Consider the following 25,927-nt stretch of genomic DNA (forward strand, 5'->3'; position numbering starts at 1 on the left):
CTTAGTCGTGAGGATAAAGTGCATGCCGTAATGCTCTGCTGATGAGGACAGGCAGTACGGAAAGATGCCCCTCGTCCTCAAACTCTCTGAATTCGGCTGAGATGCCATACATAGACACAGCAGCCAGACGGTCGGCGAGTTCGGATGCGCTGATGCAATTGCCGGTGACATGGGACCTCTCGTGCTCTCCTGCACCAAGCAGCAGCCGAACATGGCAAGGCTCTTCCTTGATGCGTTCGACAAAGCGCTGCTCCAGCTCATGTAAATATTCCTGATTCCAGTGAATAGATGGGCTGCCCGCGATATAACACGAGAATGCCTGCGGTTTGCTGAACATGGCATAGAGCGTGAACAGCCCGCCAAGGGAATGACCGAAGATCGTCTGACGACGGCGGTCGATGTTAAATTCGCTCTCGATCTGCGGTTTCAGTTCCTCCTCGATGAATTGCAGGAACTCAGCCGCTCCTCCCTGTTCCGGTACGGAACCCCCATCCAGCTTGTTTTTGAACTTCATGTTGGGGTAGGGCGTGTAATCATAGAACCGATTCGGGGCATACTGCCCCTCCGTCTCGTAACCGATACCGACTATGACCGCCGGCAATATCCCTGTTTTGTCCGGCCTGTGGCACTGCAGGCGCAGCGTTTCGACCATCGTGTGAAACACGCTGTTGCCGTCCAGTAAATAGATGACCGGATATCCAGACGGCGGGGCCGGTCCCATCGGCTGAGCCGCAATGATTCGGTAGCGGCGCTGCCCTGCCCTCGAGCGCATCACCCAATGCTCCGCATGGGGCAGCTCCACGCTGCGCCGCATCATATCAACGTAAGGCGTATGATTGCTCATGCAGTGCCTCCCTATTGACCCGTGATGGAGCGAACGACATCATCCACGATTTTCTCGTAGGCAATAAGGCCGCTTCCCAGCCAGTATTCGTTATTCGCTTCATAGACATGCCCGTTCTTAACGGCTGGCATGCCCTTCCAAATCGGGCTTTCCGTGATTTCCTTCAAACGCTCGGTTCCCTGATCATAGGCGTTAATGACAAAAATATAATCTGCATCCAGCTGCGGCAGTATCTCCAGCGAGATGTTAGCTGCATTCTCGTTCTCGACCAGCTTGGACTTGCCCAGTCCCAGGTCTTGATGGAGCACAAAGCCGCAGAGATAATTTCCGCCCATCAAACTGACGCCTCTAGGTGCAAAACGAATGATGGCAACGTTCTTGTCCCCCACCACGGAACTCAGCTTAGCCTTCGCTTCGCTTGCTTTTTGCTCGTAATCCTTCAGAGCGGTCTCGGCCTCCGTTGCTTTCCCAAGCAGATCCCCCAAGGTGGTCAGCGATTTCTCAACATTACCGGAAGCATTTTTGAACACGTATGTTGGCGCAATTTTGGCGTATTTTTCATATGTACCGTCCGCGGCATAGGTTTCGGTATGGAGCACGATGAGATCTGGTTCATAGGACATCAGGGCTTCTGGTGAAGGTAAGCCTCCTGAAAAATCAATCAAGGGGACGCCGTCCAGCTCCTGCTGCAAATAGGTGTGTCCCATCTTGCCGTTGGCCCATTGTGCAACAGGCTTCACGCCGAGCTTCAGCAAAGAATCCTCCATGTTCGGTGCGAACACGTTTTTCACGTCAGCCGGAATCTTCACCTCATGCCCAAGCTCATCCGTTACCGTTCGCTCCTCCTTCGTCGATGTCCCTTCACTGTTCGTTCCTATTTCCTTCGTCGATTCTTGACCGTCCTCAACAGTGCCGGTCGTCTCGACTGCTACGTTCTTCGCTGCCTGCTGATCGCCGCCCGCTGCTTCGGAATCCACCTTGTCCCCACAGCCTGACAACAAGCCTATGACGATAACACAGCACGCCAGTGCTGATATTTTGATCCTCCAACTTCTCTTTCCACGGTTAAAACGTTCTGCCACAATATATCTCCTCCTGTGATAATGATTCTCAATTAAGTCGAGTATATATTACGTAACAAACGATTCACCATGGCTTTTATCCAGAACTCCGTTTGGACTATCTCCTGTAAACAGAAGCAATGCCTCGTCCAGCATTCTCGTCACGGCAAGAGCGGAATATTCGAACCACGGATCGGACGAGATCATGTAGACGCTGCTTCGAACGACAGCTCGGAGTGTCTGCCATTTCGCAGAATGCAAAAGCGCAAGCCAATAGCGGCGTGATGTGGCTTCAGGGCATACCGCGATCAGGATTCGGTCCGGATTAATCCGTTGCAAATCATCCAGCGTGATCTGTTGATTACGCATGGTATCCAGAACGCAAGCTTCCTTGAGCTGTAAATCCTGGTATAGCACTTCCTTAAGTCCCCGGTTACCGTATGCATAGAGGCTCTGTCCATATATTCGCAGCGCAACGATACTCTCGCTTCCCATTACTTGCCGCATTCGTGAGCGTGCGTACTGCACTCGACGTTCATACTGTTCTATCCATAATTGTGCCTGCTCTTCTTTATTCAAAAACGTTGCGATACTCTCCAGCTGCTTCCTCCACCCTGCATGGGACGGAACAATTAAGGTAGGGGCAATATGCTCCAACTTGGTGACTTCCTCTGGACCGAGATGGTCCATGCCGATAATAACGTCAGGTTTTGCGCGGAACAGCTGCTCGATATTCTCCTCGAAACGGCTGTCCGGATAAGGGGACGTCAGCTTTAAGCGCGACTTGATCTCCGAGTGATAGGCATTGTAGTAATACGGGGTCCACTTCGCGTCAAGAGGCGCAGCGGCAGGGACGACATTCAACGCTACCAGCTGCCCGATGATAGAGGAAGAGCAGGCCGCAATAAGCTGCCTTGAATTTCGGGCATATTCGGACGGCGACATGCCCACCTTCTTTTTAAAAATACGGCTGAAATAGAACTCATCCTTGTAACCGACTCGCTGTGCAATGTCTCGAAGCCGATCGTCCGATTCGGCCAAATAACGCTTGGCATGATTCATACGAACGTGGGTTAGGTAGTCGATCGTGGTTTGGCCGAATGTCTTTTTAAATAAATCCACAAAATACTTAGGACAAATATTAGCCATCCTGGCCAATTGGCCAATAGATAACGCCTCTTCATAGTGGCAATCGATAAACTCTTTAATCTCAACCAGACTGGTTCTCCCGCTACGATCCGAATCCGATAGGCTATCTATTTTCAGCTCTTCTTCCGTACGCATGAGTTGCCTCCTTTTTCCGATAAAACGAGATGCAGGCTATGCAGGCATGTTTATCAGCCTCAATAATTGATAATGATTATCATTTTCATTGATAAAAATAGCATGCCATTAGCAACGTGTCAATCCAAATTTGGAAGGAAATGCTTGTCCCTATACTCTGAATGAAACCTGTTAACAGGTTTCAAACTACGCAAAAAACCCGCCATTAGGCACTTTCCCAAGTGTCCTGTGGCGGGTTCTCTTTTATAAAATAGTCGATTTACGACAAACAGTATTTCACCAATGCCTCGTGTACGCCGTCCTCATTATTCGAAGTTGTCACCGCATTGGCTGCAGCCTTGACCTCGACCGGAGAGTTATCCATCGCAATCCCCATCCCTGCATAGGTCAGCATCGTAATATCGTTGAAGTAATTGCCGATGGCCAGCACCTCGTCCGGCTCATAACCTCTTCTTGCTGCCAGCTGCTGAAGCGCGCTTCCCTTGGATGCTTCACTATGCATAAGATCGATGAAGTACTCTCCGCTTCGCAGCATGTTAAAAGGAAGGGTCCACTGGCTCCAATCTGCGTAAACGCGGTCGATATCGGCGGATTCGCCAAAGGTTGTGAATTTGACGACCGGGTCTGACAGCTCCTCCCATGACGGCAGGTTGCTTGGCAGCATTAAATAGTTCTCGTACATCGAACGAACCGGACCGGCAAGCTCCTCCACCTGGTCCACATACATCTCAAAGGCGGTATTCACGTCAAAATGCACCCCGTGCTCACGGCAGTATTTCATGAAAGGCTCAAGCTGAAGCGGGTCCATGCCGAACTGATGCACAATTTTTTGGGTCTCCACTTCTACCGTTGCCGCACCATTATGACTGATGACATAACCGCCAAGACCCATGCTTTTCATAAAAGGAATCGAATTCAGCGGTCCTCTGCCTGTGCACAGTACAATTTCCACCCCTTGTTTTGCGGCTTCCATTACGGTGTTCCTCGTTTTCTCCGTAATTTCATGATCATCATTCAACAGCGTTCCATCAACATCAAGTGCTACCAATTTGTATGCCATTCTCCATCCATCCTTTAGTCTCTATTTCTCTATCGTGATTATGCCCTTCCGATCAAAGACAATTCTTGCTCGGTCAGCTCCCGGTACGCCCCGATCTCGAGCTTTTCATCCAATCGAAGTTCGCCCATGCTGACTCTTTTGAGATAAACGACTTTTTTGCCTACCGCCTCAAACATCCGCTTGACCTGATGAAATTTACCTTCATGGATCGTCAGCGAGATGCGGGACATCTGGGCCCCGTCGCCTCGTTCCTCATGGGAATCGATTACCAGCTCTCCGGGCAACGTTACGTATCCGTCATCTAAGGTAATTCCCGCAGCAAACAACCGCACATCCTCATCGTCCACCCTGCCCTCTACTATCGCTTCATAGGTTTTCGGGATATGCTTCCGGGGCGACAGCAGCTCATGGGCCAATTTACCGTCATTTGTAAGCAGCAGCAGTCCTTCCGTGTCCTTATCTAATCGGCCCACCGGAAACGGCTCGAAGATCAGGTATTCCTCATCTAGGAGATCCAGCACCGTACGGTCACGAAGATCCTCGGTCGCCGAAATGACGCCCGGAGGTTTGTGCAGCATGAGATACACAAATTCCCGGTACTGAACGGTCTCTCCCTCAAACTCAATGATATCCGTATAAGGATCAACATGTTTGCCAGAGTCCTTCATCACCGTTCCGTTGACCACGATGCTCCCTTGTTTGGCTTTTTTCTTCAATTCGGCCCGCGAGCCGAATCCCAGATTGGATAACACCTTGTCCAATCTTTGCGTTGTTCTGCCTTTAGCACTCATATCGATGTCCACCTCCACCCTGCCGGATACTCATTCTTCAATATTCCTGCCTGCCATTTGCCCCAACCGGCTGAGTATCCGTCTATACACACTAACACATAACCCTTCGCTTCAGCACCCGATCGACAGATCACGCGCTCTTCCGGAATCGATAAGGTTTCCCCTTTCAAATACCGGACCGCTTCCCCGTCCTCGGAGGACAGGCTGACATAGCGAACAGCCTCATCCGCTCGAAGTGCTGTAGCCAAGGGATGTCCAGGTACAAACCGTTCATTCTTCAACTGTCCCATATACCATCCGGGACGAATCACTTTGAGCTGCTTCAGCCGCTCTTCTGGCAGGGGCGATACATACACATGATTCCCGTAGACTACGAGATATCCCGTCAGCTCCATATCCAGCTGCTCGCGAATAAAGGCTTGTAAAAGATGAATCGAACCCGATTGAGAATCCGTAACGCTCCGGCGGGATGCCTGCTGGCGCGTTGCACCTTTACCGTATTTCCCTGGTTTACCTGATCTCTCCTCCCGAAGAGCAGTTTTACCTTTACGTTCACGGGATTGCTCTGTCCGGGAGGATATAGCAAGCGACTCGTTGACCAAGCCGCCAGGCTTGAATAATGGAGCTTGTTCCCGTTCAGCCTCACGCATGTTCAGCTCGCCCTCCCGCTGAAGCACGGCCATGAAATGTCCTTCGCCTCTGACCTTATGCGGCCACAGTCTGGCGGTCCCGGAAAGCTGCTTCAGTACATCGTCCTTCACCTTTTCCTGTCCCGACATCCAGGCCGTTTCACCCGGAGAATAAAATTCCGAATGATCCACCGGGACCACGCAAAAATCCGAATGCTCATTCAGAAACTCCGCAATCATCCCTTCGTTCTCCTCTGGAGAGAAGGTACAGGTAGAATACACCAGCCGACCTCCCGGACGGAGCATGGCTGCTGCCGATTTCAAAATATCCCGCTGCATCTCCGCAAACTTCAGCGGAGACGACGCTTCCCAGTACTTCAGCATGGATTCCTCTTTGCGGAACATCCCTTCGCCGGAGCAGGGGGCATCGATCAATATTTTGGAGAAAAATCCGGGGAAAGCACCCGCGATCCGCTCCGGATCCTCATTCAGCACCACGGCGTTCCGCACGCCGTACATCTCCAAGTTTTTCGCAAGCGCTTTGGTGCGGTCCGGATGAAGATCATTGCTAACCAACACCCCCTGCCCACTCAGCTTTGCTGCAATCTGCGTAGATTTGCCGCCGGGAGCCGCGCACAGGTCCAGTACCAGATCCCCCGGCGTTACGCCGAGCAGTTCAACCGGAGCCATCGCGCTTGGTTCCTGAATATAATATAACCCCGCATGATAGTAAGGATGCCGTCCCGGACGCTCTCCAGCCTGAGTATAATAACCGGTGGAACACCAGGGGATGGGTACAAGGTCAAAAGGGGACAACTTCATGAATTCCTCTCTGCTGATCTTCAGCGTATTCACCCGAATGCCGGCATTCGGGGCTTGTTCATAAGACTTCATAAAATTGTCATAGTTTTCGCCAAGCAGCGATTTCATCTTCGCCAGAAACGGCGAGGGCAGTTGTAATGCCATACATGGTACCTACCTGTTCTGTATCGTATCGTTTGAAAGTATATTTTCACCGTGCTGAAGCAAACATTCGCATGTTCCGCTCCGACTTTTAATATTGTATAATAAACTACATTAAAAAGGACAAGTCCTTATTTATTATTAATCATTAGGGGGTGGATCCATGAACCGCAAAAAAAAGAATAAATACACCGCATTATACGCCTTCGGCGGAGTCTTCGTCTTATTGATTGCTGCACTCATTTTCTTGAACGGTCAAGGAGAAGCAAGCGAATTGTACGGGGGCAAGAAGGTCTCCAGCCTGAACCCGGCTACGCAAGAACTCCTTAATGATCCGAACTACCAGCAAATCATTTTGCCGGATCAGCTGAAGAGCAAGGTTGACAACAAAGAGAACTTCTTCGTTTACTTCTTTGCATCCGACTGTCCGCACTGCCGTGCGACGACCCCGGAACTGATGCCTTTGGCGGATGATGCTGGAATTACCATGCACCAGTACAACCTTCGCGAGTATCAGGAAGGCTGGAGAGAGTACAACATTGAGTTCACCCCGACGCTGGTCTACTTCGAGAACGGTGTAGAGAAAGAACGCATGGTCGGCGGATTGAAACCGGAAGGTTCCAGTGAAGGTTATTCCATCGATGACTTCAAGCAAATCCTGGATAAATATAAAGGGAGCGTGACGAAATGAACCGCACTCGCGCCATCCTCTTTACCTTCGTCATTTCGGGCATGCTGCTGACCGCATGCGGCGGTAAAGAATCCGCTGCCGGGCATCAGCACGGCGCCGATTCTGAACGATATGAGACAACAGCCAGCATGACGGTAATGCCGAAGTTCTTGTCGAGCTATACCGACAACACGCAAGCAACCTATGCCACGGTCGGAGAATTAGAAGACATCATGAAGGAAATCAAATGTTATTGCGGCTGCATGGACGAGGAGAACGGCTATCACGATTCCCTTCATCGCTGCTTCATTGCCGAGAACAAGGACGGCGAAGTCAAATGGACGGACCATGGCGCTCAATGCGGCATCTGCCTGACCGAGCTGCAGGATGCCAAACGGCTTCATGACGAAGGAAAATCCGTCGAGGAAATCAAACAGTTCATCGATGATAAATACAAAGGTACCGAATCTTAATCCTAAATGGTCATATAAAAAAGAGCTGCCCAAAAGTAGATCCCTCTACAGACGGGCAGCTCTTTTTTCACTTGTTCCTAAAGTTACTTGGAATGTGCCCGCTCCGGCTTTCGCCGCTGCGGAATGTTCGGCATGATGCGCTCCGATGCCAACCGAACTGCCTGCTTAAGCTCAGTATCCCCAATTTCGATCGTCAAATCCCTATAGGGAAATGGACGAACGTCATACGACGCCAACTGCTTGGCATAGTCACGTACTTCGCTTACCAGTTTCCCCATCGAGATCCCCAGTTCATCCCCGGGATAACCCCCGAGTCGGGATACAGCGCTTGTGAACATTTTAAATGCTCCTCTTACGTTGTTGTTCCGGAAATGAAAAAGCCCGACAGCCACTTGCAGAAGTCCCTTATACCTTGGATCACGATCCCGCGCGAGCCACAGTTCTTCTAACACTTCATGACATTCGAAGTAGTCCCGATCACGGTTAAAGTAAACGAGGTAAGCGACATACAGCGGTTCATAGCTCATGCTCGTTTACTTTCTTCTTGGCTTCGGCCAGCAGCTCCTTCACCTCATCCAGAAGCACCTTCATCGCATCCATGTCATGATCCTGAAATATCGCGTTAAACCGGCTCTGAAAAGCAATTGCCTCATTGACCAGATGGAAGAAATACAGCTTGTGAATCGCGTTCAGCACCTGTGTCGTAATATTGGAATCGTCCTCGAACTGCCGCTGCGCCTCCAATATATCCTCCCGGATGCTCGACATTTCCGTATCCAGCGTATTCGCCGCTTCTCCGGCCTTCTTCAGCCGTGCCCGAATGTCATCCGGGAGGCTTTCCCGGTACTTGTAGCTAAGGGAATGCTCAATCGTAGCCCAGAAATTCATGGCCAGCGTACGGATCTGAATTTCAGCAAGCACCTTCTTTTGCCCCAAAGCCGTTTGCACCGGATATTCGATAATCATATGAAAGCTCCGATAGCCGCTCTCTTTGAAATTGGTAATGTAGTCCTTCTCGTATAATACGGTCAGGTCTTTCCGTGCCCGGATATATTCGGCTACCCGCCGGATATCCTCCACGAACTGACACATAATCCGAATGCCTGCGATATCCTCAATCCCGGTTTCCAACTCGTCCATCGGCACATCGAGGCGTTTCGCCTTGTCCAGTATGCTCGAGATCCGTTTGACCCGACCCGTTACGAATTCGATAGGTGCGTATTCCTCCCGTTTTTTCAGTTCGGAACGCATCGTCTTGAATTTAACCTTCAATTCCTCAACGGTCTGCTCATACGGAAGCAAAAATGTCCCCCAGTCTCTAACGTCCATCGCCTTGCCTCCTGTCTTTACCCTTTACCGATGATTAGCCCCGACGGCTTCGGAAATATGGCTGAAGCCATCCCGTGCAAGCAGCTCCCGGAGACCGGAATGAAGCTTGCGGTTCACCTCAGGCCCTTCATAGATAAGTGCTGTATAAATTTCCACCAGGCTTGCGCCCGCGCGTATTTTGTCATAAGCATCACTTGCCGTAAAAATTCCGCCAGACCCGATAATCGGAAGCGCACCGCCGGTCTGCTTGTAAATCCGGGATACAATCTCCGTCGATCGGTTACGCAGCGGTTTCCCGCTAAGGCCGCCGGTTTCTTTGGCGTTACTGTGCGTCAGGCCATCCCGGGAAAGCGTCGTATTCGTAGCGATAATGCCGGAAACGCCGCTTGCACTAATCGTATCCACCATGAATTCCAGTTCCTCATCACTCACATCCGGCGCAATCTTCACCAGGACGGCCTTCTCGCCTCCATGGATCTTGGCTTGGCGGGACATTTCGTTCTTCACGGCTTCCAGCAAGGATGACAATTCGCTCCCATGCTGAAGGCTGCGCAAGTCCGGCGTGTTCGGGGAACTGATGTTGACAACAAAAAAGTCGCCATACGGAAATAAAGCTTGAATGCAAGCTTCGTAATCACCGTTGGCTTTCTCGTTCGGAGTCGCCTTGTTCTTTCCGATGTTGACGGCAACCGGAATACGGCGTTCCTTGAGTGCGGACAGCCTTTTTGCCATCGCCTCGGCCCCTTCGTTGTTGAAACCCATCCGGTTGATGAGTGCCTCATCCGGAGGAAGCCGGAACAATCGCGGCTGTTCGTTGCCCGGTTGTCCTTTCGGGGTCACCGTTCCTACTTCCATAAATCCGAAGCCTATGGAGGAGAAACCTTTGACGGCCTGGGCATTTTTATCTAACCCGGCGGCAAGTCCGACCGGTGTCGGGAAATGAAGCCCGAACAGGTCCACCGCCAAATCCGGTGTTTCGCTAACACCGTACATCCCTCGCATGACAGCGTCTGCGCCGACCACGCCGGAGGCACGTCCAAGGCCGCCAACCACAAGGTGGTGAGCTTTCTCGGGATCGAGTTTAAAAAATATAGGTTTGCCTATGTTGCGGTACAGCACATCCACTCTTCCTCTCATCCAGTTATTTCTCTATCCTTCAGTTTATCCGTTTCTGCCTCAAAAAGAAAGTTCTTCAGCATAAACCGGGCGATCGTCCTGACGAGAAAGCGATGTGGCAATTTCGGGACAAACCCCTTACAATAAAGGAGGATTGTACAAATCATTTTCATGATCATGAGAGAAAGAGGGGAAAGACATGTCAGCCAAACGTAAGCCTCCGACCTTGCAGCAGAAAAAAGAAGAGGTTAATAAGAAGGCCATACTATGGATCAGCTCCGGCATCGCTCTTCTTATTATCCTGATTATCGTTCTGATTGTGATCGCCCAGCCTTAATCCAGCCAGTGATACACCTTGTTGGGGTTGGTCTGCCCCTGGGCAAGCTTGAGCTTAAAACGCTCTTTCGGCGTCCACAGGTCCTCGGGCAGAACCCCTTCCCGAATTGTCACGACGGTTCCCATCGGAACCAGATCAAACAGCTCCTCCACATCCTCTTTAAGCATACGGATGCAGCCCTCAGATTCATTCGCTCCGATACTGTCCACGTCTAGCGTCCCGTGTATCGCGTATTGCGTATCGGACAGCTGCATTCCCCGCGTCCCATAGGGGCCCTTCGTGGTCCCGTTCGGATTAACAACCTTGTCATTAATATGAAAATCACCCAGCGGCGTTTTCGCTCCTCCAAGCCCGACCGCATAATTGCGCAGCATGACGGTGCCGCTGACAACGGCAAGCCGATGACGTTTCCGGTCAATGATGACCTGAAGCGGCTGCTCAAAAAAAGGATCCCCGTTCGGCGAAGTCCCCCAATATCCAATCTCCTCCGGGTTGTTCCCAGGCTGCTGCCCCGGCTGGTCCTTAGGGCCGCCAGTTCCTTGGGACTTATGCTTCATTAATGCTCCGAACATCTCCTCCATTGCTTTCGAACGGCCGGACAGCCAATTATTCGGATACGGCTGTGTCAGTTCGTTCAAGCCTTTAGGCAGACGTCCATGCCGAGCCTTATACTGGTTGGCCGCTTCCTGCAGCACGGCCGTCTCAACTTGCAGATCCGCCCATTGCCCCGCGCTCCGCTTAAGCTGCGAACTATCCGCAGGCTCGCAATCACACTCCAATGCCGCTCCTTCATATGGCTGGATCGCAATGGCGCCTTTAGCATCCCGATGCAATCCGTATAAACGTTCCATGTCCTTGCTCCATAACTGCCACTTGCCCGATTGCTTCATCCCCAGCGCGACCGACCAATTCGGCAATGCCTGCGGATGCCGAAGCAATGAGGACAGGGCTCCGGCGGAATCCTTCCCCTGACCGGAAGCAACGGCGGTATACAGCGGTTCTTTACGCGAATCCCGCTTCTCTTTGTTAACGGCCGAGGCGGATACCGGCTCATTCGGCGGAAACACATCTGATGCAAAATCCCCCGGAACGGAGCCCGGTGCCTGGGCTGGAGGAAGGAATACCAGCAGCAATAACACCAGCGCAGCAAGCAAACGCCGGGTTCTTTTTCGCCTGCGGTCCTTGTCCCTCTCCATCTCCAATAAACGCTGTTCGTAATTTTTCCATATATCGGACGGGACCTGACTAAGCTCGAAGGCTTCATAGACCCCTTCTGCCTTGTTGTAGCAGTAATTTGCCTTGCCCTGTTCGCCGGCCTGCTCATATTCCTTCCCCAGCAGGTACCAGGCCATTTTATTATCAGGATGCGTCTCCACATACCTTTTGAGGTACAGCGAATTGTTCATTCGGGAGCCTCCTTTTATGACATTTTTACCTCTATTATCCTGTATATCGGAATAAACGCTCCAATTATGTATGAATCGTCGGATACGAAAAAACGCCCCCTGCCTTTGTCGGGCAGAGGGCGTCGGTATAAGTTCAAGATGGAATATCAGGGCTTAAAGCGGTATTGGTTATTCTGCGTTAAACGGCTCGTCTGCAATCCGAATTGAATCTGTTGGGCAGCCATCGCAGGCATCCAGCATATCATCATGCATATCTTCCGGAATTTCAGTTACCCCGCGGTTGTTGTCTCCGTCAAAAATAACTTCTGCCAAGCCTTCGTCGTCGTAATCGTAAATATCGGGTGCCGTTGCTCCGCATGCGCCGCAAGCAATGCAGGTATCTTTATCTACCCAAGTAAACTTCGCCATAGTCTCTCTTCCTCCTGTATATCTATAAACATCTCTATAAACATAGTATAAGCTGACGGTCTCCCGCCACCATCTACATATATTAATACAATTTTTTTAGGAATACAAATATATTTCCTAACATTTTCCGACAATAATTTGTTATTTTCAAAGGAAATGAAGGAGCTTCAGCTATCAAACAAAAGGCTAATCGCGGTCCGGGTCCTTCGCGGGCGGCTGAACGGCATTTTTATTATCGTTCCCCAGATCCCTTACAAAATCCATCTGTAAAGATGTACCTCTCCGCTTATGATTGCGGATTAAGGACGACGGGTCATCTCCCAGCATGCCGGCGGTCAGCACCGCACTCTCGCCGAATTTATTACGCAGCTCGTCCATGACCCGGGTCAGCGATTCTTTCTTTGGCTGTTTCTCGTAATCAAACAAATCCAGCTGAATGGCGGATTCCTCCTTCGCGATAAGCTGCTGCAGCGTAACGCCAAGCAGACGGAGCGGCTTGTCCTGCTTCCAGTGCCGGTGATACAACTCGCACGCATCCCGGTAGATATCCTCGGTATTTTCCGTCGGAATGGCCAGATGCCTCGACCGGGTGATCGTCTTCATATCCGGTGTACGCAGCGTGATCTGTATGCCGCTGGTCATTAGACCCTGCCTGCGAAGTCGGCGTGCTACCTGATCGCTCAGATTCAGCAGCACCCTTCGCGCCTCCTCCGCCGAAGTAACATCCTGCGGGAGCGTGGTCGTGTGTCCGATCGATTTGCTCTGTTCCCGCTCCGCAACGACAGGAGCATGGTCGATGCCGCTGGCTGCCCTTTTCATCCATGACCCCATTACGCCAAAAGTCGAGGTCAGCAGGCCTTCATCGGCAGCGGCCAGCTGTCCGATCGTCTGAATGTTCAACTTACGCAGCTTGTCGGCTGTCTTGCTCCCGATGCCAAACAGCTCTGCGCAGGGTCTGTTCCAGAGTACCTGCGGGACATCCCGTATCCGCAGCACGGATAGCCCGTTGGGCTTTTTCATGTCCGAGGCCATCTTGGCCAGCAATTTATTCGGAGCAATGCCGACGGAGCAAGGCAGCGACAACTCCTCGCGAATGCGCTCCTGGATCTCCCGGGCGATATCCAGGGGGGTACCGAACTGCTTTGATCCCGTTATATCCAGGTAACATTCGTCAATCGAAGTCGCCTCCAACAGCGGCGTATAGGCATAAGCTATATTCATAAATGCATTGGAATACTTGCGGTACAGATGAAAATCCGGCTGGATGATCATCAGGTCAGGGTAGATCCGCAGCGCCTGTCTCACGTTCATTCCTGTGCGGATCCCGAGTGACCGTGCAGCATAGGAGCAGGTGACGATGACGCCTTTTCGCAGCTCGATGCTGCCCGCGACAGCCGTGGGCTTGCCCCGGTAAAGTTCCGGCTCCTCCGCTTCGTGTACAGAACAGTAAAAAGCATTCATATCCACATGAAGTATAACGCGGCCACTGGCCGGATAATAATGGTCGATATGTCCCACGCAGAATTCCTTCTTTCTTCGGCACGGTTCTACTTAAGTCTTATTGCTGCCCTCATCTTGAAGTTCATTTTGAATGATTCTCACGTTTTCCTTATGGCACTTCGCCGTGAATTCGGAGACAAATCCGTGCTCCTGCCGCAGCTGGTCAAGAGCCGTATCATCGCCATCCATAACAGCCTGACGCAGTCGTTCCAGATAGCTCCGGGCTGCCTCCACTCTTCGATTCATCTCAGATCGACTTGTCGTATGCCGGCCATGCCCAGGGATGAGCAAAGCAACCGGATGCTCCTTCAGGATCCTTGCAGCTTGGCGAATCGTTCCTTCATAGTCCCTCGCACTTTGGAAGATAAATGGAAGCTCAAAATCGGATAAATAGTCACCGGCTGCAAATACGCCCACGGAATCAATCACAGTAAACAAGCCGTCGGCCGTATGTCCCGGTGCTCTATAGAACGTAAGCGTTGTGGAGCCCATTGCGAGCTGTTGTCCATCTTCCTCGATAACCATATCAAGTACCGGGAATTCTATGGGATAATCGCGAGTAATATAGTGGGAAGCATCAAAATCACGAATTGATTTCAGTTTATCCTCTTTTTCCGGGTCATCTCTGAGTCCGGCACTCCCAATCGTCTTTGCGTCCGGGAAAGCTTTATATCCGATAATGTGGTCGTAGTCCCCATGCGTGAAGATGAGATAACACTCCCTGTTTCCCCGAACCGCGTTAACATGTTCTCGAATCTCATCGATTTCGTGCGGCAACCAGGTCGGATCGATGATAATGATACTCTCATCCAGCTGGATTACCGTTGATGTGGTCTGAAATAACGCACTTTGAAAAATCGTCACCTGATCATTAGAATATTGAATCATGTCATAAACTCCGTTCCATTATATCTTCTTTAGTCAATGAAGTGTCTTCATGTCATTATCCATGAGGAATCATGAAGGCTTCACCAACGCCTCCAGCATATCGTTACCCTTAACACGGGTCAAGAATAAGCCTCTATAGGTAAGGTTTGTTTTTTACTCTGTTACTTTCCCGCAAAGAAATGTTATAATACAAAATTATAAACAATACGGTCCAATCCCGGACACCCAAAGGAGGACATCATGTCTAAGTCCATTTCCATCTTTGATACGACACTTCGCGACGGAACCCAAGGCGAAGGAATCAGCTTGTCGGCGGACGACAAGGTCAAAATCGCCAAGAAACTCGATGCTCTTGGTGTTCATTATATTGAAGGCGGTATCCCGGGAAGCAACAGCAAGGACATCGAATTTTTCAAAAGAGTCCAGGATCTCGGCTTAACCTCAAAAGTAACCGCGTTTGGCAGCACTCGCCGCAAAGGCTCCATCGCCGACCAGGATGCCAATCTGCTTCGGATTTTGGAATCCGGCGTTTCTGCGGCCACTTTGGTCGGGAAGTCATGGGATTTCCACGTCCATACCGCGCTTCAGACGACACTTGAAGAGAATCTGGCGATGATCTATGATTCCATCGCTTTCCTGAAGCAAAAAGGCCTCGAAGTGATTTTTGATGCCGAGCACTTTTTTGACGGCTATAAGAACAATCCCGAGTATGCTGTTGCCGTATTGTCCAAAGCACGAGAGGCAGGCGCTGATTGGCTTGTCATGTGCGATACGAACGGCGGCAGCCTCCCGCACGAGATCTCGAACATTGTTACATCTTTAGCGGGTCCATTGCCCGGCGCTCCACTCGGCATTCACACCCACAACGATTGCGAGCTTGCCGTTGCCAACACCCTGAGTGCCGTACAGGCTGGTGTCCAGCATGTGCAGGGAACGATGAACGGTTACGGGGAACGTTGCGGGAATGCCAACCTGTGCTCCATCATCCCGAATCTGCAGTTGAAGCTGGGCTATGAGTGCATCGGAGACGATAACCTACGCACGCTGACAAATACCGCACGGTATATCAGTGAAATCGCCAACGTCAATATGCCGGTTAACCAGCCGTATGTGGGTAACGCTGCCTTTGCCCATAAGGGAGGCATCCATGTTTCGGCGATCCTGCGCGATTCCAGAACGTACGAGCATATCGAACCGGAGAAAGTCGGAAACAAGCAGCGCGTGCTTGTTTCCGAGCTTGCAGGACAGAGCAACATCGTATCGAAGGCGCAAGACATGGGTCTTGACTTTGATCCGGCTAGTGAACAATCCAAGCATATTATCGGAAAAATCAAGGATCTTGAGCATGAAGGATATCAATTCGAAGGCGCGGACGCCTCCCTGGAGCTGCTTCTTCGGGAAGCAAACGGAGAGCTTAAGGAGCTGTTTACCTTCGAATCCTTCAAAATGCTGGTAGAGAAATCAGCCGGGCAACCGGTTGTCTCCGAAGCCTTCGTTAAAGTCAACGTTGCCGGTGAGAGCATCTACACTGCGGCAGAAGGCAACGGTCCGGTCAATGCGCTTGACAACGCGCTGCGTAAAGCGCTGGTCCAATACTTCCCGACACTCAAGGAAATGCATCTCGCTGACTATAAGGTACGGGTGCTCGATGACAAGGATGCGACGGCAGCCAAAGTACGGGTGCTGATCGAGTCCAAGAACTTTGAGAACTCCTGGAACACCGTCGGGGTCTCCAGCAATGTCATTGAGGCGAGCTGGGAAGCGCTGGTGGACAGTATGCGCTATGCGCTGCTCGGCCAAATCTCACCGGAACAGGTGCATGAGTCCGCGACTAGACAAGGGTTGGTTAATCACTAAGATTGTATCCAAATATAAAAAGCGCGTATCCGCCATGTCTTGAACATGGTGGCCGCGCTTTTTTGGTGTTTCCGCCGCTTTTCGCTTCACAACTAATTCAACAGCTTGGTTACCTTCTTGCGAAGATCCTTGGGGTCCGGAGCGCCCAGAATGATTTCCTGGATCACGCCGTTTCGATCAATCAGCACATTCGTTGGGAAGACCTGGCCTTTATACAACTCCTCGAACACTTCTCCTTTGGGATCGAGAAGGATCGGATACCGAAGTTCAAAATCCTTAACGAATTGACGCGCTTTCTTCTCATTGTCATACTTGGACACGTTCACGCCGTAGATTTCCAGCTCATCTGCATATTCCGCCGCCAACTTGTCGAGTTCCGGGGCTTCTTGCTTGCACGGTTCACACCATGATGCCCAAAAATTGACGACCATTGCTTTATCGCGCGCTCCGCCGCCGGCATAGGTCTTGTCGTCCATCCCCTTCAAGGTGAAGGTGGGGGCAAGCAGTCCAGCCTTGGCGCCTGTCTCCGTCGGGAGCGGCTTCTCCTGCGTGAAGACGGCTTGAATGTTGTCGCCGGCTTGGTTATAGATTACAGCGCCTGCCGCAACAACAAGCAGGACGAGAATGATGATATTTCGTTTCATAGGTATAGGTTCCTTTGCTAAACTTAGTTATAGTCCCTATTGTACCCTGAAACCCTGATCTTTCAAACACGCGATCAACTTCAATTATAGCCCGGGAGGGAAAAAGATGAACCCGTCTGACATGGCCCTGGAGCAGCTTCTGCTGCACGCGGCAGTACAACAGCATATATCGGACTATACGTACGATTGTCTGCCAGAGGAAGCCTGTGGCGTCCTTATCGGGCACTCTAGCGCAATAAGTCGATCGGTAACTGTTACGCAATTTATCCCCGTAAAAAATACAGCGGAGTTTCCCCTGCATTCTTTTCATCTGGACCCTGTTCAATGGACCCGCTTGGTGTTAACTGAAAAAGGAATCATCGGTTTGTTTCACAGTCACCCGCACACATCCCCTGAGCCGTCCGGCGAGGATCTGCTGCAGCTCCCATCCTTCGGCGGATTGCTTCAGGTGTATGCCATCGGATCTCCTGCAGCTCCAAACGCTCCCGGCTTGAAACCATTACAGCTTCATGCCTACAAAATTATGCGGGAAAAAGAAACCGCCGAATTAGACAGCGATCTACCGTCAAATTCCTGGGTTCGTCCGGCAGCGGAGTTCTATTCCCTCACCCCGATTCCTTGCCAGATTAAATAGGGTAATAGGCTATTGCTGCATCCATCATGTTTGAGGTTATGCCTCGCTTAGATAGACATACAAATCTCCCAGGGTGATTGCATGGCCGCGCGCTTGAATTTCTTTCATATAAGCCGCCCACAACCGGGCAGTCATGCGCGCGTCGGACAGAGCATGATGCCGGCCCTCCACCGGGATGCCGCTGCTCCGCAGCAGCTCATCCAGACTGTAGTCCTTCTGCTCAGGATATAATCTCTGTGCGAGCATCATCGTATCGAGGAGCCGATGGGTTAATCGGACCTTCGATGTCTTCCACAAGGCTGCGTTCAGGAATCCACGGTCATGCGCAGCGGCATGGGCAACAAGCACCCTGCCTCCGATAAATGCCATGAAATCATGCAGCCCCTCCATTAAAGGCGGGGCTGCATCAACCATATGCTGCGTAATTCCCGTCAGCTCAGCAATGAATGGAGGAATAGGAGCACCGCTGTTAACGATCATATGAAAGGTTTCGTTCTCGATCACTTGCTCGCCGATGACCTTGATAGCACCGAATGACAAAATTTCATCACCGTGCTGGTGATTGAACCCCGTCGACTCCAGATCAAATACGACAACCTCCAGCTCGTCCAGCGGGGTACCCAGAACCTCCGGCCTCCGGTTATCCTTCATCTGGGATCGGATGAAGGCCAGCTGCTGCGCTGTCTGCGCGCCGCGCATGGAGGCGATGGCGGAATTAAAGTCACCCAAGCGGAGTGATCTCCAGAACCCACCGTTCGATTGTCCCGGTTCAGTCATGGGTTCCTCCTCTCCGCAAAACGGTGCTCTCGCTGCAATGACCGGTGTATCCGTCTGACCACACCAAGCGTATCGCGAAGCTCGTACTGCATGGTTTTGTTCTTGAGCTGCTCCTGCGGGATATACCCGCTGCTGATGATCAGCCCGTTCTCCAGCCTATGGGGCGTGTTATTTCTCAGCCGAAGCGCCGTCAAAAAAGCGCGCTGCACGCTTTCCAGCAGCAGGTTGCCTCCCTCAAGCAGCATCACCTTCTCCATGCGCTTTTGCGTTGAGGTTTCGATGATGCCTCTTTGCAGCGCCATCGTGCGAATGCTGTTCACAAGCGGAATATAGACGCCATACTTCACGTCAAATTCACCGGCATGCTCACCAAACCGCTCCGTCACAATTCGTCCCATGACATTTAGCGTTGCCTTATGCTTGACCGTGTTTCGCAGCACGGCATTGCCGATGCTCGGATGCAGCTCGACAGCGCTTCGGAAATGGTCAACCCATTCCTCCGATAGTTTGCCATCTCCTGCTACATGACGGAGATCCGAGGCGATGATGAAATTGCGAATCGGCTCCCACTGCTGGTCTTCACACCACTCGCTAATCTGATTTTTCCAATCGCCAAGCTTTTTGCTCCATAATGGTTCCGAACACATTACCTTTCCCGAACATTTGGGATAGCCTGCATCCTCCAGCAGATTCGCCAGCCGAAGGCCAAATTCCCGAAAAAAAGGGAGCTGATCCTCCTCCAGCTCATCACCAATGATCAGTCCATTGTCCTGATCACTCCACAACGTAGCTTCCTGCCTTCCACTGCTGCCAAAAGCAACAAACGCATAACGCGCAGGAGGCCGGCCCAAGCCAGCCTCCCACATGTCCTGCTCACAGATTGCCGCGGCACGCTGTCCAATCAGATCGTGCATCGTATTGACGGATGCGATCCACTCTCTCATCTCCATGTCATGACGCATCTCGATCAGATGGTTCTGACAAGCGATCCGTTCATCTCGTAATTGCTGGGCTGTTGCTGCTGTCTGGATTTCAGAGAATACCGGAAACAGATTGACGGATTTCAGAGGTTTCATGCCGCGGCCTCCTTATTGCATATTCATTAACCATTTCGAGTTTATTATTTATAATGCGGTGTCGCTTCCAGGTAACGCTTTGCCTCCGGAACGAAACTCAGGGGAGTTCCCTTCCGATTCCGCCAGAAGTTTCATTTGCTCCGGATATCCGTAAGTTCCGTGTTCACTGATATCAAGGCCCATCAATTCTTCTTCCTCCGTTACGCGAATACCCATCGTGACTTTCATGATATACAGAATGATGAAAGAGATCACGAGAACGAATGCAAACGTTCCGATCAGACCCAGAAGCTGAACGCCAAGCTGACCGAAGCCCCCGCCGTAGAACAAACCTTCTTTGCCTACGCCTGTAATTTCAACAAGTCTCGGTGCTGCGAACAAACCGGTGGATACGGCACCCCACATACCGGCAATACCATGTACGGAGAATGCATATACAGGATCATCAATGCCTTTGCGGTCAAACCACTGAGCCGTAAAGAAGGTAATCGTACCGGCTACTGCACCGATAACAACAGCCGCCCAAGGTTCCACGAATGCGCAAGCCCCTGTGATGGCAACAAATGCAGCGAGGATACCGTTCAGCATGCTGGGTATATCCGCTTTGCCCAGAACCGCCCAAGAGATCAGCAACGCTGCAAGCGCACCTGCCGCTGCTGCGATATTCGTATTTAAAGCCACAAACCCGAAGAAGCCGTCCGTGAGTGCGGAGATGGTGCTCCCCGGATTAAATCCGAACCAACCAATCCAGATGATGAACACGCCGAGTACCGATAATACCTGGTTGTGACCTGGGATGCTGTTAGGCTTCCCGTCCTTATTATATTTGCCAAGTCGGGGTTTCAGAAGAACGGTAGCCACCAGCGCCGCTGTAGCACCTGTCAAGTGAACGACCGTCGATCCGGCAAAGTCCTGCATACCCAAAGCCCCAAGCCAGCCGCCGCCCCACACCCAGTGAGCAACAATCGGGTAAATCACGATGGTGAACAGCAATCCGAACACGATATAAACGCTAAGCTTCGCACGTTCGGCCATACCGCCGCAAGCGATAGCTAAGGAGACGGCTGCAAAGGATAAATGGAACAGAAACATAATGGTCGTTGGCACATCGTAAGCGGACAAGGAATCAAACGAGCCTGATGCATTGTCACCGCTTAAGAAAAAACCTTCAAATCCGAAAAAGCTGTTCCCGTTACCAAATGCCAGGCCAAATCCTAGCGCCCAGAAGGCCACGATCGAAATGCCGAAGGTCAGGAATGTTTTACCGGCAACGTGGCCTGCATTCTTCATACGAACCGATCCGGCTTCCAGCAGTGCGAACCCTGCTTGCATGAAGAATACGAGCAATGCTGCCAAGAATACGAACACGGAGTTCAAACCAGCCGTTAATTCAACATTTGTAGCTCCTCCATCAGCGGCGAACGCGCTCGCCGGGAATGCAAGCAATGCGATTGCTCCCGCCATTAAACCTAGCCATCTTTTGTTCATGTTTTACACTCCCCTTAATGTTAACTAATATAACATATACTTGAATTCATATTGTCATTATAGGGGGGTAAATGAATATCTGCAACGATTTTTTTCATGATAAACACCATTTGTGTAATATAATCTAACATTAAGTGCATTCAGTGCAAATTGTCTAACATCATGTAGAGTTAAAAAAGACGACTAAACATCCATGTTTTTTTGTCACAACTATGACGTTTGACTGTATGGTTCATGATCATGTATCATATTTCTATTAAAATGAAAATATAAATGCATTCATTAATGTCCAATTCAATGAAAGCTTGTGAGGTGATGAATGATGGGGATCACGAGAGGAAACCTTTTCCGGATCGGTGAGCTGGCCAAGGTTGCCGGAATCAGCGAAAGAACCATTGACTATTATACGAAGCTGGGTTTAATCTCCCCTGAGAAACGGACGTTAAAAAATTACCGGTTGTATAGTTCTGAAACCTTAAGCACTCTCGAACGTATTAATCAGTTAAAGCAAGAGAAATATACTCTCGATGAGATTAAGGAGAGACTGGATCGCTGGAAGTCGGTACCCGATGATTCCGAAATGACGGAGAAGCTAACCAAGCTCGAAATACAGATGAGACAGCTGGAACGGGATGTGAAGGAACTCAACCCGCTTCTGCGTGAATTAAAACCAAGTCAAGCCCGGGAAGTACTTGCTAACATCCTTCCTAAAGGAGCTGCCTGTATCGAGTCGATTCAAATTTTGTTGAACCAGTTCACTTCGATGTAATGGTGAAGAACCAAACGACAACTTTGTATGGGGGTATGATATATGTATTCTGACTGGATGTTCATTCTCATTATTATCGCTTTTATATTCTCGCTCTGGGCTCAGTTCCGGGTCAAAGGCACATTTAATAAATGGGCCAAGGTTGAGAACAGCACAGGCATGACTGGATACGATGCTGCCCGGCACATGCTGGATGCGAGCGGTCTCCACGATGTTCCGATTGAACCGGTGCCAGGCACACTCTCCGACCACTATGATCCGACTAAGCGCGTTGTGCGTTTGTCCGAGCCCGTTTATTATGAACGTTCCATCTCGGCTGTCTCTGTTGCTTGTCACGAGGTCGGCCATGCGATCCAGCATGCGGAACACTATCCGATGCTTGTCGCCCGGCACAAGATGTTCCCTGTCGTAAATTTCGCATCGGGTATCGCTCCGTTTCTCTTGATTGCGGGATTCCTGTTCCAAGCCATGAATCTGGTCGGTCTCGGCATTCTCTTCTTCTCTTGCGCCGTTGCCTTCCAGCTTGTCACCCTGCCGGTCGAGTTTAACGCAAGTAACCGTGCCCGTCAGCTGATGGTTCAAGAAGGCTATATCGCCAATGACGAAGAGCGCGGAGTGGCTAAAGTATTGAACGCCGCAGCTCTGACCTATGTCGCTGCCGCCTTGATCTCTCTGCTTGAGCTGATCCGTTATATCATGATCTTTACAAGCAACCGGGAATAATTTAATAAAGCGTAACAACAAAGGGCTTTCCTCTCTACCATGGTTTGGCGGAGAAGGAAAGCCCTCTTTTTGTATTAGGTTATTCTTGATGAATGAAGCCAGGTTAGGGAGTTGTTGTGGAATCCGCCTTCCCTTCCTTTTTCGGTGACGGATCAATACCAAAATATTGAAGCAGAAACGCACGGAAGGCTTGCGCAACCGGTGGCAGCTTCTCGTCCGCGCGGTGAATCAGACCGATGGAACGCGTTACCTTCGGCTCCGAGATCCGGACGCGTGCCGGCTGCAGCGGATTCGTCTGGAATAGCGCCATTTCAGGAAGCAAGCTGACCCCCATGCCGGCTGCAACCAGCCCGCGGATCGTATCCGTTTCCTCGCCTTCAAAAGCAATTTTCGGCGTGAACCCGGCTTCCAGGCAAGCATGCCACACAATCGGACGCAAGGAGTAACCTTTGCTGAACAGCACAAAGCGCTCCTCTTTCAACTGCTCCAGCTTGATGGACTGCTCCCCCGCAAGCGGGTGATTCGGCGGCAGGATCGCAAACAACTCCTCTGTCAAGACGATATCTCCGTCCACTTGATCATGACGATCCGGAAACGGCGACACAAATGCCAAATCCACTTCAGCCCCAACCACGTCCCGGATCAAAGTCGGGAACATCCCCTGCTTGAACCGGAACTTCACGTTCGGGTATTTCTTCCGGAATTCAGCCACAATGGACGGAATCAAATGGATGCCCAGGCTGTGCGGGAATCCGATGCGGATCTCCCCCTGCTCCGGGTCCAGAAATTCATGTATCTCGACGACCGCACGGTCCAAGTCCTTCATAATGCTCTCCACCCGTTTGCAAAAAAGCTGACCTACCGGGGTTAACTGCAGATTCCGGCCTTTTTGCATGAACAAATTAACACCAAGCTCTTCTTCCAACTGATGTATTTGACGGCTGACGGCTGACTGAGCCACATGAAGTTCTTCTGCCGCTTGGGTAACGTGTTCCTTTTGCGCAACCTTTACAAAGTATTGCAACTGTCGTAATTCCACGCCTTTTATCGCTCCATTCTTATTCCCTAGAAGACTTGAAGACTTTATCAAATCATCCAATTCTATTATAACAGACCCCTCTAAGGTCCGATTATGTTCGACGTTTAAATAATCGAATCATGAGACCGTAGAGGAAAAATCCGCCTACCAATCCGCCGACATGTGCTACAAGGCTGACCCCTGGGGTAAACGAGAACAGAATCCCCAAAATAAGCAGGGTGAACAGCGTCTTGCGGGACGACTCATCAATGACATGCCGCTGGAACAGGGCAATATACAGATAAGCGCCATATGCACCGTATATGGCTCCAGAAGCGCCGACAAGAAAGTGGTAACCCTCAATGCGCTCATAATATGCCAATCCGATGATATTGCCGAGCAGACCACTGAGCAAATACAGGATCGCAAATTTCCAACTCCCCATGATTCTCTCCAGCGGGGGAACAAACACCAGTAGTGCAAAGCTATTAAACAACAAATGATCAAATCCATTATGGAGAAACATCGCGGCAAAATATCGCCAAGCTTCATCAACAAACTGCGGCAAATCCGATAAAGCCCCGTATTTCATCAGGGTCAATGGATTTCTCGATCCGCCGTCAATCGACGTCAGGACGAACATCACCAGGTTGATCACGAGCAGCAGCGATGTAACAGGATAATAACGCAAATAACTTTTCCAATTTTCATAACGTACGAATATCATAGCATCCTCCTCATCCTAAATCAGGCCAGGGATGCCCCTTAGTGGACATTCCCTTTTTAAAAAGATTATAATGTACCATGAACCTGATCACCAAACTTTGATATCCAAGGAGGAGATTTCTCATGGCTCAAGAACGTTCAGGAGCTGCCACTTTCAAAGGCAATCCTATTACACTCATCGGACCACAGCTCAAGGCTGGTGATGCCGCGCCGGATTTTACAGTGAGCAAAAACCTGCTCGAAGACGCATCTCTTAAGGATTATGCTGGTAAAATCAAGCTAATCAGTGTCGTTCCTTCCCTCGACACCGGGGTATGCGACGCACAGACTCGCCGTTTCAATGAAGAAGCCGCCGGTCTAGGCGATGATGTGGTGATCCTTACAATCAGTGCCGACCTTCCGTTCGCCCAAGCTCGCTGGTGCGGAGCTGCAGGCGTTGACCGGGTCATTACGCTGTCCGACTATAAATCGCGTTCTTTCGGTGAAGCGTATGGCGTGCTCATCAAGGAATTCCAGCTCGACATGCGTTCGATCTTCGTCGTGGATACTAACGATACCATCACCTATGTAGAATACCTTGGTGAGATGACGGAGCACCCGAATTACGAAGCCGCGATCGATGCAGTAAAATCTTTGCGGTAACACGCCAAAGGCTACATACACTGCACACTTTTAAAAAGCGGGAGAGCAGCTCTCCCGCTTTTTCTTATTCTACTAAGCATCCACTTTATACTTGCTCAGTTTCTTATCCAGAACAGCGTACAGGTTCAAGATAACCCGGTAGTTCGCTCCCAGATCCCCTAGAGAACCGCGGGACGCCGAATACATATCAACTGCGCTGCGAACCGGACTGATGCCAAGCACGGATACGGTAATGTCCAGTGTACGTCCAAACGAGGTTCTTTTCTCGAGCGTAATTTCTCCCACGGATTTAACCTCATGCAGAACTTTGTAACCCGGAATTTTTTTTAGTGTCGAGGAAACCTCTTCAAAACACTTTTCTTTTGAAAGATTGTAATAACGCGTCTTCAGCTTGGGATCTTTAGCACGGTCGCTTGTGCCGTCATAGCTGCGCACGATACCAATTAGAACTCGTTTTAATGACAAAGACCGTTCCTCCTTTATAAATGACCGTTCCATCCATACTCTAGTTTAACATTGTTTATGCTTTCAGCAAACCTTTATATATAGCAAAAAGGCACCTCTTTCACTTCAAATTCGAAATGAAAGAGGTGCCCATTCATTGGTTTAACGAAACCCGCCTATGCCGTCCGGTAAACATTGTCTTCGAACCTGCATTAGCAGGTGGGTGACCGCAGAACCGCTTATGAATTCCCCTTGTCATATAGACAGGGCATTTCAGCCACGATTACGTATAGATCTCCCTAGACATCGTCATTGGTTCAAAACAACGGAAAACCGAAACGAACATCGCAGGATGTAGTCTTATTATAGG

28 protein-coding genes and 1 other RNA gene are annotated in these 25,927 nt (G+C 50.6%); 8 read left to right on the forward strand and 21 right to left on the reverse strand.

Going from position 1 to position 25,927, the window contains the following annotated elements; translation table 11 throughout:
- Nucleotide 1 precedes the first annotated feature (1 nt).
- From NYE54_RS24255 to NYE54_RS24280, 6 genes are all read right to left on the reverse strand, one after another.
- Complete coding sequence (locus NYE54_RS24255; RefSeq protein WP_339266795.1) at nt 2–844, reverse strand: alpha/beta hydrolase-fold protein; 843 nt, start codon at nt 842–844, stop codon at nt 2–4.
- A gap of 11 nt (nt 845–855) precedes the next feature.
- Nucleotides 856–1,926 carry an ABC transporter substrate-binding protein gene (locus tag NYE54_RS24260; protein ID WP_339266797.1) on the reverse strand — a complete coding sequence of 357 codons (1,071 nt, stop codon included), beginning with the start codon at nt 1,924–1,926 and terminating at the stop codon, nt 856–858.
- A gap of 48 nt (nt 1,927–1,974) precedes the next feature.
- The gene (locus tag NYE54_RS24265) at nt 1,975–3,189 is read right to left on the reverse strand and encodes a helix-turn-helix domain-containing protein (RefSeq protein WP_339266799.1); all 1,215 of its coding nucleotides are present in this window, start codon (nt 3,187–3,189) and stop codon (nt 1,975–1,977) included.
- Between the two features lie 259 nt (nt 3,190–3,448).
- Nucleotides 3,449–4,249 carry a Cof-type HAD-IIB family hydrolase gene (locus NYE54_RS24270; RefSeq protein ID WP_098747957.1) on the reverse strand — a complete coding sequence of 267 codons (801 nt, stop codon included), beginning with the start codon at nt 4,247–4,249 and terminating at the stop codon, nt 3,449–3,451.
- A gap of 38 nt (nt 4,250–4,287) precedes the next feature.
- Nucleotides 4,288–5,040 carry a pseudouridine synthase gene (locus NYE54_RS24275; RefSeq protein WP_339266801.1) on the reverse strand — a complete coding sequence of 251 codons (753 nt, stop codon included), beginning with the start codon at nt 5,038–5,040 and terminating at the stop codon, nt 4,288–4,290.
- Entirely contained in the window at nt 5,037–6,635 is a 1,599-nt protein-coding gene (locus NYE54_RS24280) for an RsmB/NOP family class I SAM-dependent RNA methyltransferase (RefSeq protein ID WP_339266802.1), read from the reverse strand. Before NYE54_RS24280 ends, NYE54_RS24275 begins: the two co-directional genes overlap by 4 nt.
- Before the next feature lie 160 nt (nt 6,636–6,795).
- Between NYE54_RS24280 and NYE54_RS24285 the strand changes: the two genes are divergently transcribed.
- Both NYE54_RS24285 and NYE54_RS24290 read left to right on the forward strand, forming a co-directional pair.
- Nucleotides 6,796–7,323, forward strand: a complete 528-nt coding sequence (locus NYE54_RS24285; protein WP_076325752.1) for a thioredoxin family protein — start codon at nt 6,796–6,798, stop codon at nt 7,321–7,323.
- Nucleotides 7,320–7,775 (forward strand): PCYCGC motif-containing (lipo)protein, encoded by a 456-nt coding sequence (locus NYE54_RS24290; RefSeq protein WP_339266804.1) that lies wholly within the window; start codon nt 7,320–7,322, stop codon nt 7,773–7,775. The genes NYE54_RS24285 and NYE54_RS24290 overlap by 4 nt, the downstream gene beginning before the upstream one ends.
- 83 nt (nt 7,776–7,858) lie before the next feature.
- Here the strand turns inward: NYE54_RS24290 and NYE54_RS24295 are convergent, their stop codons facing one another.
- Genes NYE54_RS24295 through NYE54_RS24305 form a run of 3 tightly spaced genes read right to left on the reverse strand, consistent with a single transcriptional unit; the run spans nt 7,859 to nt 10,223 of the window.
- On the reverse strand, nt 7,859–8,302 hold the full coding sequence (locus tag NYE54_RS24295) for a DUF309 domain-containing protein (RefSeq protein ID WP_339266806.1): 444 nt from the start codon (nt 8,300–8,302) through the stop codon (nt 7,859–7,861).
- On the reverse strand, nt 8,292–9,104 hold the full coding sequence (locus NYE54_RS24300; RefSeq protein WP_076325749.1) for a GTP pyrophosphokinase family protein: 813 nt from the start codon (nt 9,102–9,104) through the stop codon (nt 8,292–8,294). Before NYE54_RS24300 ends, NYE54_RS24295 begins: the two co-directional genes overlap by 11 nt.
- A 24-nt stretch (nt 9,105–9,128) precedes the next feature.
- Entirely contained in the window at nt 9,129–10,223 is a 1,095-nt protein-coding gene (locus tag NYE54_RS24305) for a quinone-dependent dihydroorotate dehydrogenase (RefSeq protein WP_201259441.1), read from the reverse strand.
- 196 nt (nt 10,224–10,419) lie between these two features.
- On the opposite strand from NYE54_RS24305, the gene NYE54_RS24310 reads away from it, so the two are divergent.
- Nucleotides 10,420–10,557: a hypothetical protein gene (locus NYE54_RS24310; RefSeq protein ID WP_015736685.1), complete on the forward strand. Its 138-nt coding sequence runs from the start codon at nt 10,420–10,422 to the stop codon at nt 10,555–10,557.
- On the opposite strand, the gene NYE54_RS24315 is transcribed toward NYE54_RS24310, so the two are convergent.
- From NYE54_RS24315 to NYE54_RS24330, 4 genes are all read right to left on the reverse strand, one after another.
- The gene (locus tag NYE54_RS24315) at nt 10,554–11,963 is read right to left on the reverse strand and encodes a L,D-transpeptidase family protein (protein WP_339266808.1); all 1,410 of its coding nucleotides are present in this window, start codon (nt 11,961–11,963) and stop codon (nt 10,554–10,556) included. The genes NYE54_RS24310 and NYE54_RS24315 overlap by 4 nt on opposite strands.
- A gap of 168 nt (nt 11,964–12,131) precedes the next feature.
- A complete protein-coding gene (locus tag NYE54_RS24320; RefSeq protein ID WP_009594795.1) occupies nt 12,132–12,371 on the reverse strand; it encodes a ferredoxin in 240 nt (79 codons plus the stop codon).
- Nucleotides 12,372–12,557: 186 nt separating this feature from the next.
- Nucleotides 12,558–13,889: a DNA polymerase IV gene (locus NYE54_RS24325; protein WP_339266810.1), complete on the reverse strand. Its 1,332-nt coding sequence runs from the start codon at nt 13,887–13,889 to the stop codon at nt 12,558–12,560.
- A 33-nt stretch (nt 13,890–13,922) separates the two neighbouring features.
- Entirely contained in the window at nt 13,923–14,759 is an 837-nt protein-coding gene (locus NYE54_RS24330; RefSeq protein WP_339266812.1) for an MBL fold metallo-hydrolase, read from the reverse strand.
- A gap of 240 nt (nt 14,760–14,999) precedes the next feature.
- Between NYE54_RS24330 and cimA the strand changes: the two genes are divergently transcribed.
- Nucleotides 15,000–16,616, forward strand: coding sequence for a citramalate synthase (gene cimA, locus NYE54_RS24335; protein ID WP_098747981.1), 1,617 nt, complete (start codon nt 15,000–15,002; stop codon nt 16,614–16,616).
- Nucleotides 16,617–16,708: 92 nt separating this feature from the next.
- Here cimA and NYE54_RS24340 read toward each other — a convergent pair whose 3' ends face one another.
- Nucleotides 16,709–17,260 carry a TlpA disulfide reductase family protein gene (locus tag NYE54_RS24340; RefSeq protein WP_076325743.1) on the reverse strand — a complete coding sequence of 184 codons (552 nt, stop codon included), beginning with the start codon at nt 17,258–17,260 and terminating at the stop codon, nt 16,709–16,711.
- Between the two features lie 106 nt (nt 17,261–17,366).
- Between NYE54_RS24340 and NYE54_RS24345 the strand changes: the two genes are divergently transcribed.
- On the forward strand, nt 17,367–17,894 hold the full coding sequence (locus NYE54_RS24345; protein WP_339266815.1) for a M67 family metallopeptidase: 528 nt from the start codon (nt 17,367–17,369) through the stop codon (nt 17,892–17,894).
- Nucleotides 17,895–17,930: 36 nt separating this feature from the next.
- Here NYE54_RS24345 and NYE54_RS24350 read toward each other — a convergent pair whose 3' ends face one another.
- The 3 genes from NYE54_RS24350 to NYE54_RS24360 are packed head-to-tail and all read right to left on the reverse strand — an operon-like array spanning nt 17,931 to nt 21,235.
- The gene (locus NYE54_RS24350) at nt 17,931–18,671 is read right to left on the reverse strand and encodes a 3'-5' exonuclease (protein WP_339266817.1); all 741 of its coding nucleotides are present in this window, start codon (nt 18,669–18,671) and stop codon (nt 17,931–17,933) included.
- On the reverse strand, nt 18,668–19,747 hold the full coding sequence (locus tag NYE54_RS24355; RefSeq protein ID WP_339266819.1) for a DUF294 nucleotidyltransferase-like domain-containing protein: 1,080 nt from the start codon (nt 19,745–19,747) through the stop codon (nt 18,668–18,670). Before NYE54_RS24355 ends, NYE54_RS24350 begins: the two co-directional genes overlap by 4 nt.
- Nucleotides 19,748–19,795: 48 nt before the next feature.
- The gene (locus tag NYE54_RS24360) at nt 19,796–21,235 is read right to left on the reverse strand and encodes an ammonium transporter (protein WP_339266821.1); all 1,440 of its coding nucleotides are present in this window, start codon (nt 21,233–21,235) and stop codon (nt 19,796–19,798) included.
- 319 nt (nt 21,236–21,554) lie between these two features.
- Here NYE54_RS24360 and NYE54_RS24365 point away from each other — a divergent pair, with 319 nt between their 5' ends.
- Both NYE54_RS24365 and NYE54_RS24370 read left to right on the forward strand, forming a co-directional pair.
- Nucleotides 21,555–22,004, forward strand: a complete 450-nt coding sequence (locus NYE54_RS24365; RefSeq protein ID WP_076325738.1) for a MerR family transcriptional regulator — start codon at nt 21,555–21,557, stop codon at nt 22,002–22,004.
- Nucleotides 22,005–22,046: 42 nt separating this feature from the next.
- On the forward strand, nt 22,047–22,727 hold the full coding sequence (locus tag NYE54_RS24370; RefSeq protein ID WP_076325737.1) for a zinc metallopeptidase: 681 nt from the start codon (nt 22,047–22,049) through the stop codon (nt 22,725–22,727).
- 103 nt (nt 22,728–22,830) lie between these two features.
- Here NYE54_RS24370 and NYE54_RS24375 read toward each other — a convergent pair whose 3' ends face one another.
- Together NYE54_RS24375 and NYE54_RS24380 are read right to left on the reverse strand one after the other, a co-directional pair.
- A complete protein-coding gene (locus NYE54_RS24375; RefSeq protein WP_076325736.1) occupies nt 22,831–23,766 on the reverse strand; it encodes a LysR family transcriptional regulator in 936 nt (311 codons plus the stop codon).
- Nucleotides 23,767–23,857: 91 nt separating this feature from the next.
- Entirely contained in the window at nt 23,858–24,472 is a 615-nt protein-coding gene (locus NYE54_RS24380) for a rhomboid family intramembrane serine protease (protein ID WP_339266824.1), read from the reverse strand.
- Nucleotides 24,473–24,594: 122 nt separating this feature from the next.
- Here NYE54_RS24380 and tpx point away from each other — a divergent pair, with 122 nt between their 5' ends.
- A complete protein-coding gene (gene tpx, locus NYE54_RS24385; protein ID WP_076325734.1) occupies nt 24,595–25,113 on the forward strand; it encodes a thiol peroxidase in 519 nt (172 codons plus the stop codon).
- Nucleotides 25,114–25,185: 72 nt separating this feature from the next.
- Here tpx and NYE54_RS24390 read toward each other — a convergent pair whose 3' ends face one another.
- On the reverse strand, nt 25,186–25,578 hold the full coding sequence (locus NYE54_RS24390) for a DUF1499 domain-containing protein (protein WP_006211699.1): 393 nt from the start codon (nt 25,576–25,578) through the stop codon (nt 25,186–25,188).
- Nucleotides 25,579–25,722: 144 nt separating this feature from the next.
- A non-coding RNA gene (gene ssrS, locus NYE54_RS24395) (6S RNA) lies at nt 25,723–25,914 on the reverse strand.
- Nucleotides 25,915–25,927: the final 13 nt, after the last annotated feature.

The sequence above is a fragment of the Paenibacillus sp. FSL K6-1330 genome (assembly GCF_037976825.1).
In the GTDB taxonomy this organism is placed as follows: Bacteria; Bacillota; Bacilli; order Paenibacillales; family Paenibacillaceae; genus Paenibacillus_AQ.

Coding starts and splice junctions, on each gene's coding strand:
- NYE54_RS24340 (WP_076325743.1), bottom strand. CDS start 17,260: ATGAAACGAAATATCATCATTCTCGTCCTGCTTGTTGTTGCGGCAGGC.
- NYE54_RS24280 (WP_339266802.1), bottom strand. CDS start 6,635: ATGGCATTACAACTGCCCTCGCCGTTTCTGGCGAAGATGAAATCGCTG.
- NYE54_RS24295 (WP_339266806.1), bottom strand. CDS start 8,302: ATGAGCTATGAACCGCTGTATGTCGCTTACCTCGTTTACTTTAACCGT.
- NYE54_RS24380 (WP_339266824.1), bottom strand. CDS start 24,472: ATGATATTCGTACGTTATGAAAATTGGAAAAGTTATTTGCGTTATTAT.
- NYE54_RS24310 (WP_015736685.1), top strand. CDS start 10,420: ATGTCAGCCAAACGTAAGCCTCCGACCTTGCAGCAGAAAAAAGAAGAG.
- NYE54_RS24290 (WP_339266804.1), top strand. CDS start 7,320: ATGAACCGCACTCGCGCCATCCTCTTTACCTTCGTCATTTCGGGCATG.
- NYE54_RS24330 (WP_339266812.1), bottom strand. CDS start 14,759: ATGATTCAATATTCTAATGATCAGGTGACGATTTTTCAAAGTGCGTTA.
- NYE54_RS24255 (WP_339266795.1), bottom strand. CDS start 844: ATGAGCAATCATACGCCTTACGTTGATATGATGCGGCGCAGCGTGGAG.
- NYE54_RS24315 (WP_339266808.1), bottom strand. CDS start 11,963: ATGAACAATTCGCTGTACCTCAAAAGGTATGTGGAGACGCATCCTGAT.
- NYE54_RS24300 (WP_076325749.1), bottom strand. CDS start 9,104: ATGGACGTTAGAGACTGGGGGACATTTTTGCTTCCGTATGAGCAGACC.
- NYE54_RS24270 (WP_098747957.1), bottom strand. CDS start 4,249: ATGGCATACAAATTGGTAGCACTTGATGTTGATGGAACGCTGTTGAAT.
- NYE54_RS24320 (WP_009594795.1), bottom strand. CDS start 12,371: ATGGCGAAGTTTACTTGGGTAGATAAAGATACCTGCATTGCTTGCGGC.
- NYE54_RS24285 (WP_076325752.1), top strand. CDS start 6,796: ATGAACCGCAAAAAAAAGAATAAATACACCGCATTATACGCCTTCGGC.
- NYE54_RS24275 (WP_339266801.1), bottom strand. CDS start 5,040: ATGAGTGCTAAAGGCAGAACAACGCAAAGATTGGACAAGGTGTTATCC.
- NYE54_RS24350 (WP_339266817.1), bottom strand. CDS start 18,671: ATGACTGAACCGGGACAATCGAACGGTGGGTTCTGGAGATCACTCCGC.
- NYE54_RS24365 (WP_076325738.1), top strand. CDS start 21,555: ATGATGGGGATCACGAGAGGAAACCTTTTCCGGATCGGTGAGCTGGCC.
- NYE54_RS24360 (WP_339266821.1), bottom strand. CDS start 21,235: ATGAACAAAAGATGGCTAGGTTTAATGGCGGGAGCAATCGCATTGCTT.
- NYE54_RS24370 (WP_076325737.1), top strand. CDS start 22,047: ATGTATTCTGACTGGATGTTCATTCTCATTATTATCGCTTTTATATTC.
- cimA (WP_098747981.1), top strand. CDS start 15,000: ATGTCTAAGTCCATTTCCATCTTTGATACGACACTTCGCGACGGAACC.
- NYE54_RS24345 (WP_339266815.1), top strand. CDS start 17,367: ATGAACCCGTCTGACATGGCCCTGGAGCAGCTTCTGCTGCACGCGGCA.
- NYE54_RS24265 (WP_339266799.1), bottom strand. CDS start 3,189: ATGCGTACGGAAGAAGAGCTGAAAATAGATAGCCTATCGGATTCGGAT.
- NYE54_RS24355 (WP_339266819.1), bottom strand. CDS start 19,747: ATGAAACCTCTGAAATCCGTCAATCTGTTTCCGGTATTCTCTGAAATC.
- tpx (WP_076325734.1), top strand. CDS start 24,595: ATGGCTCAAGAACGTTCAGGAGCTGCCACTTTCAAAGGCAATCCTATT.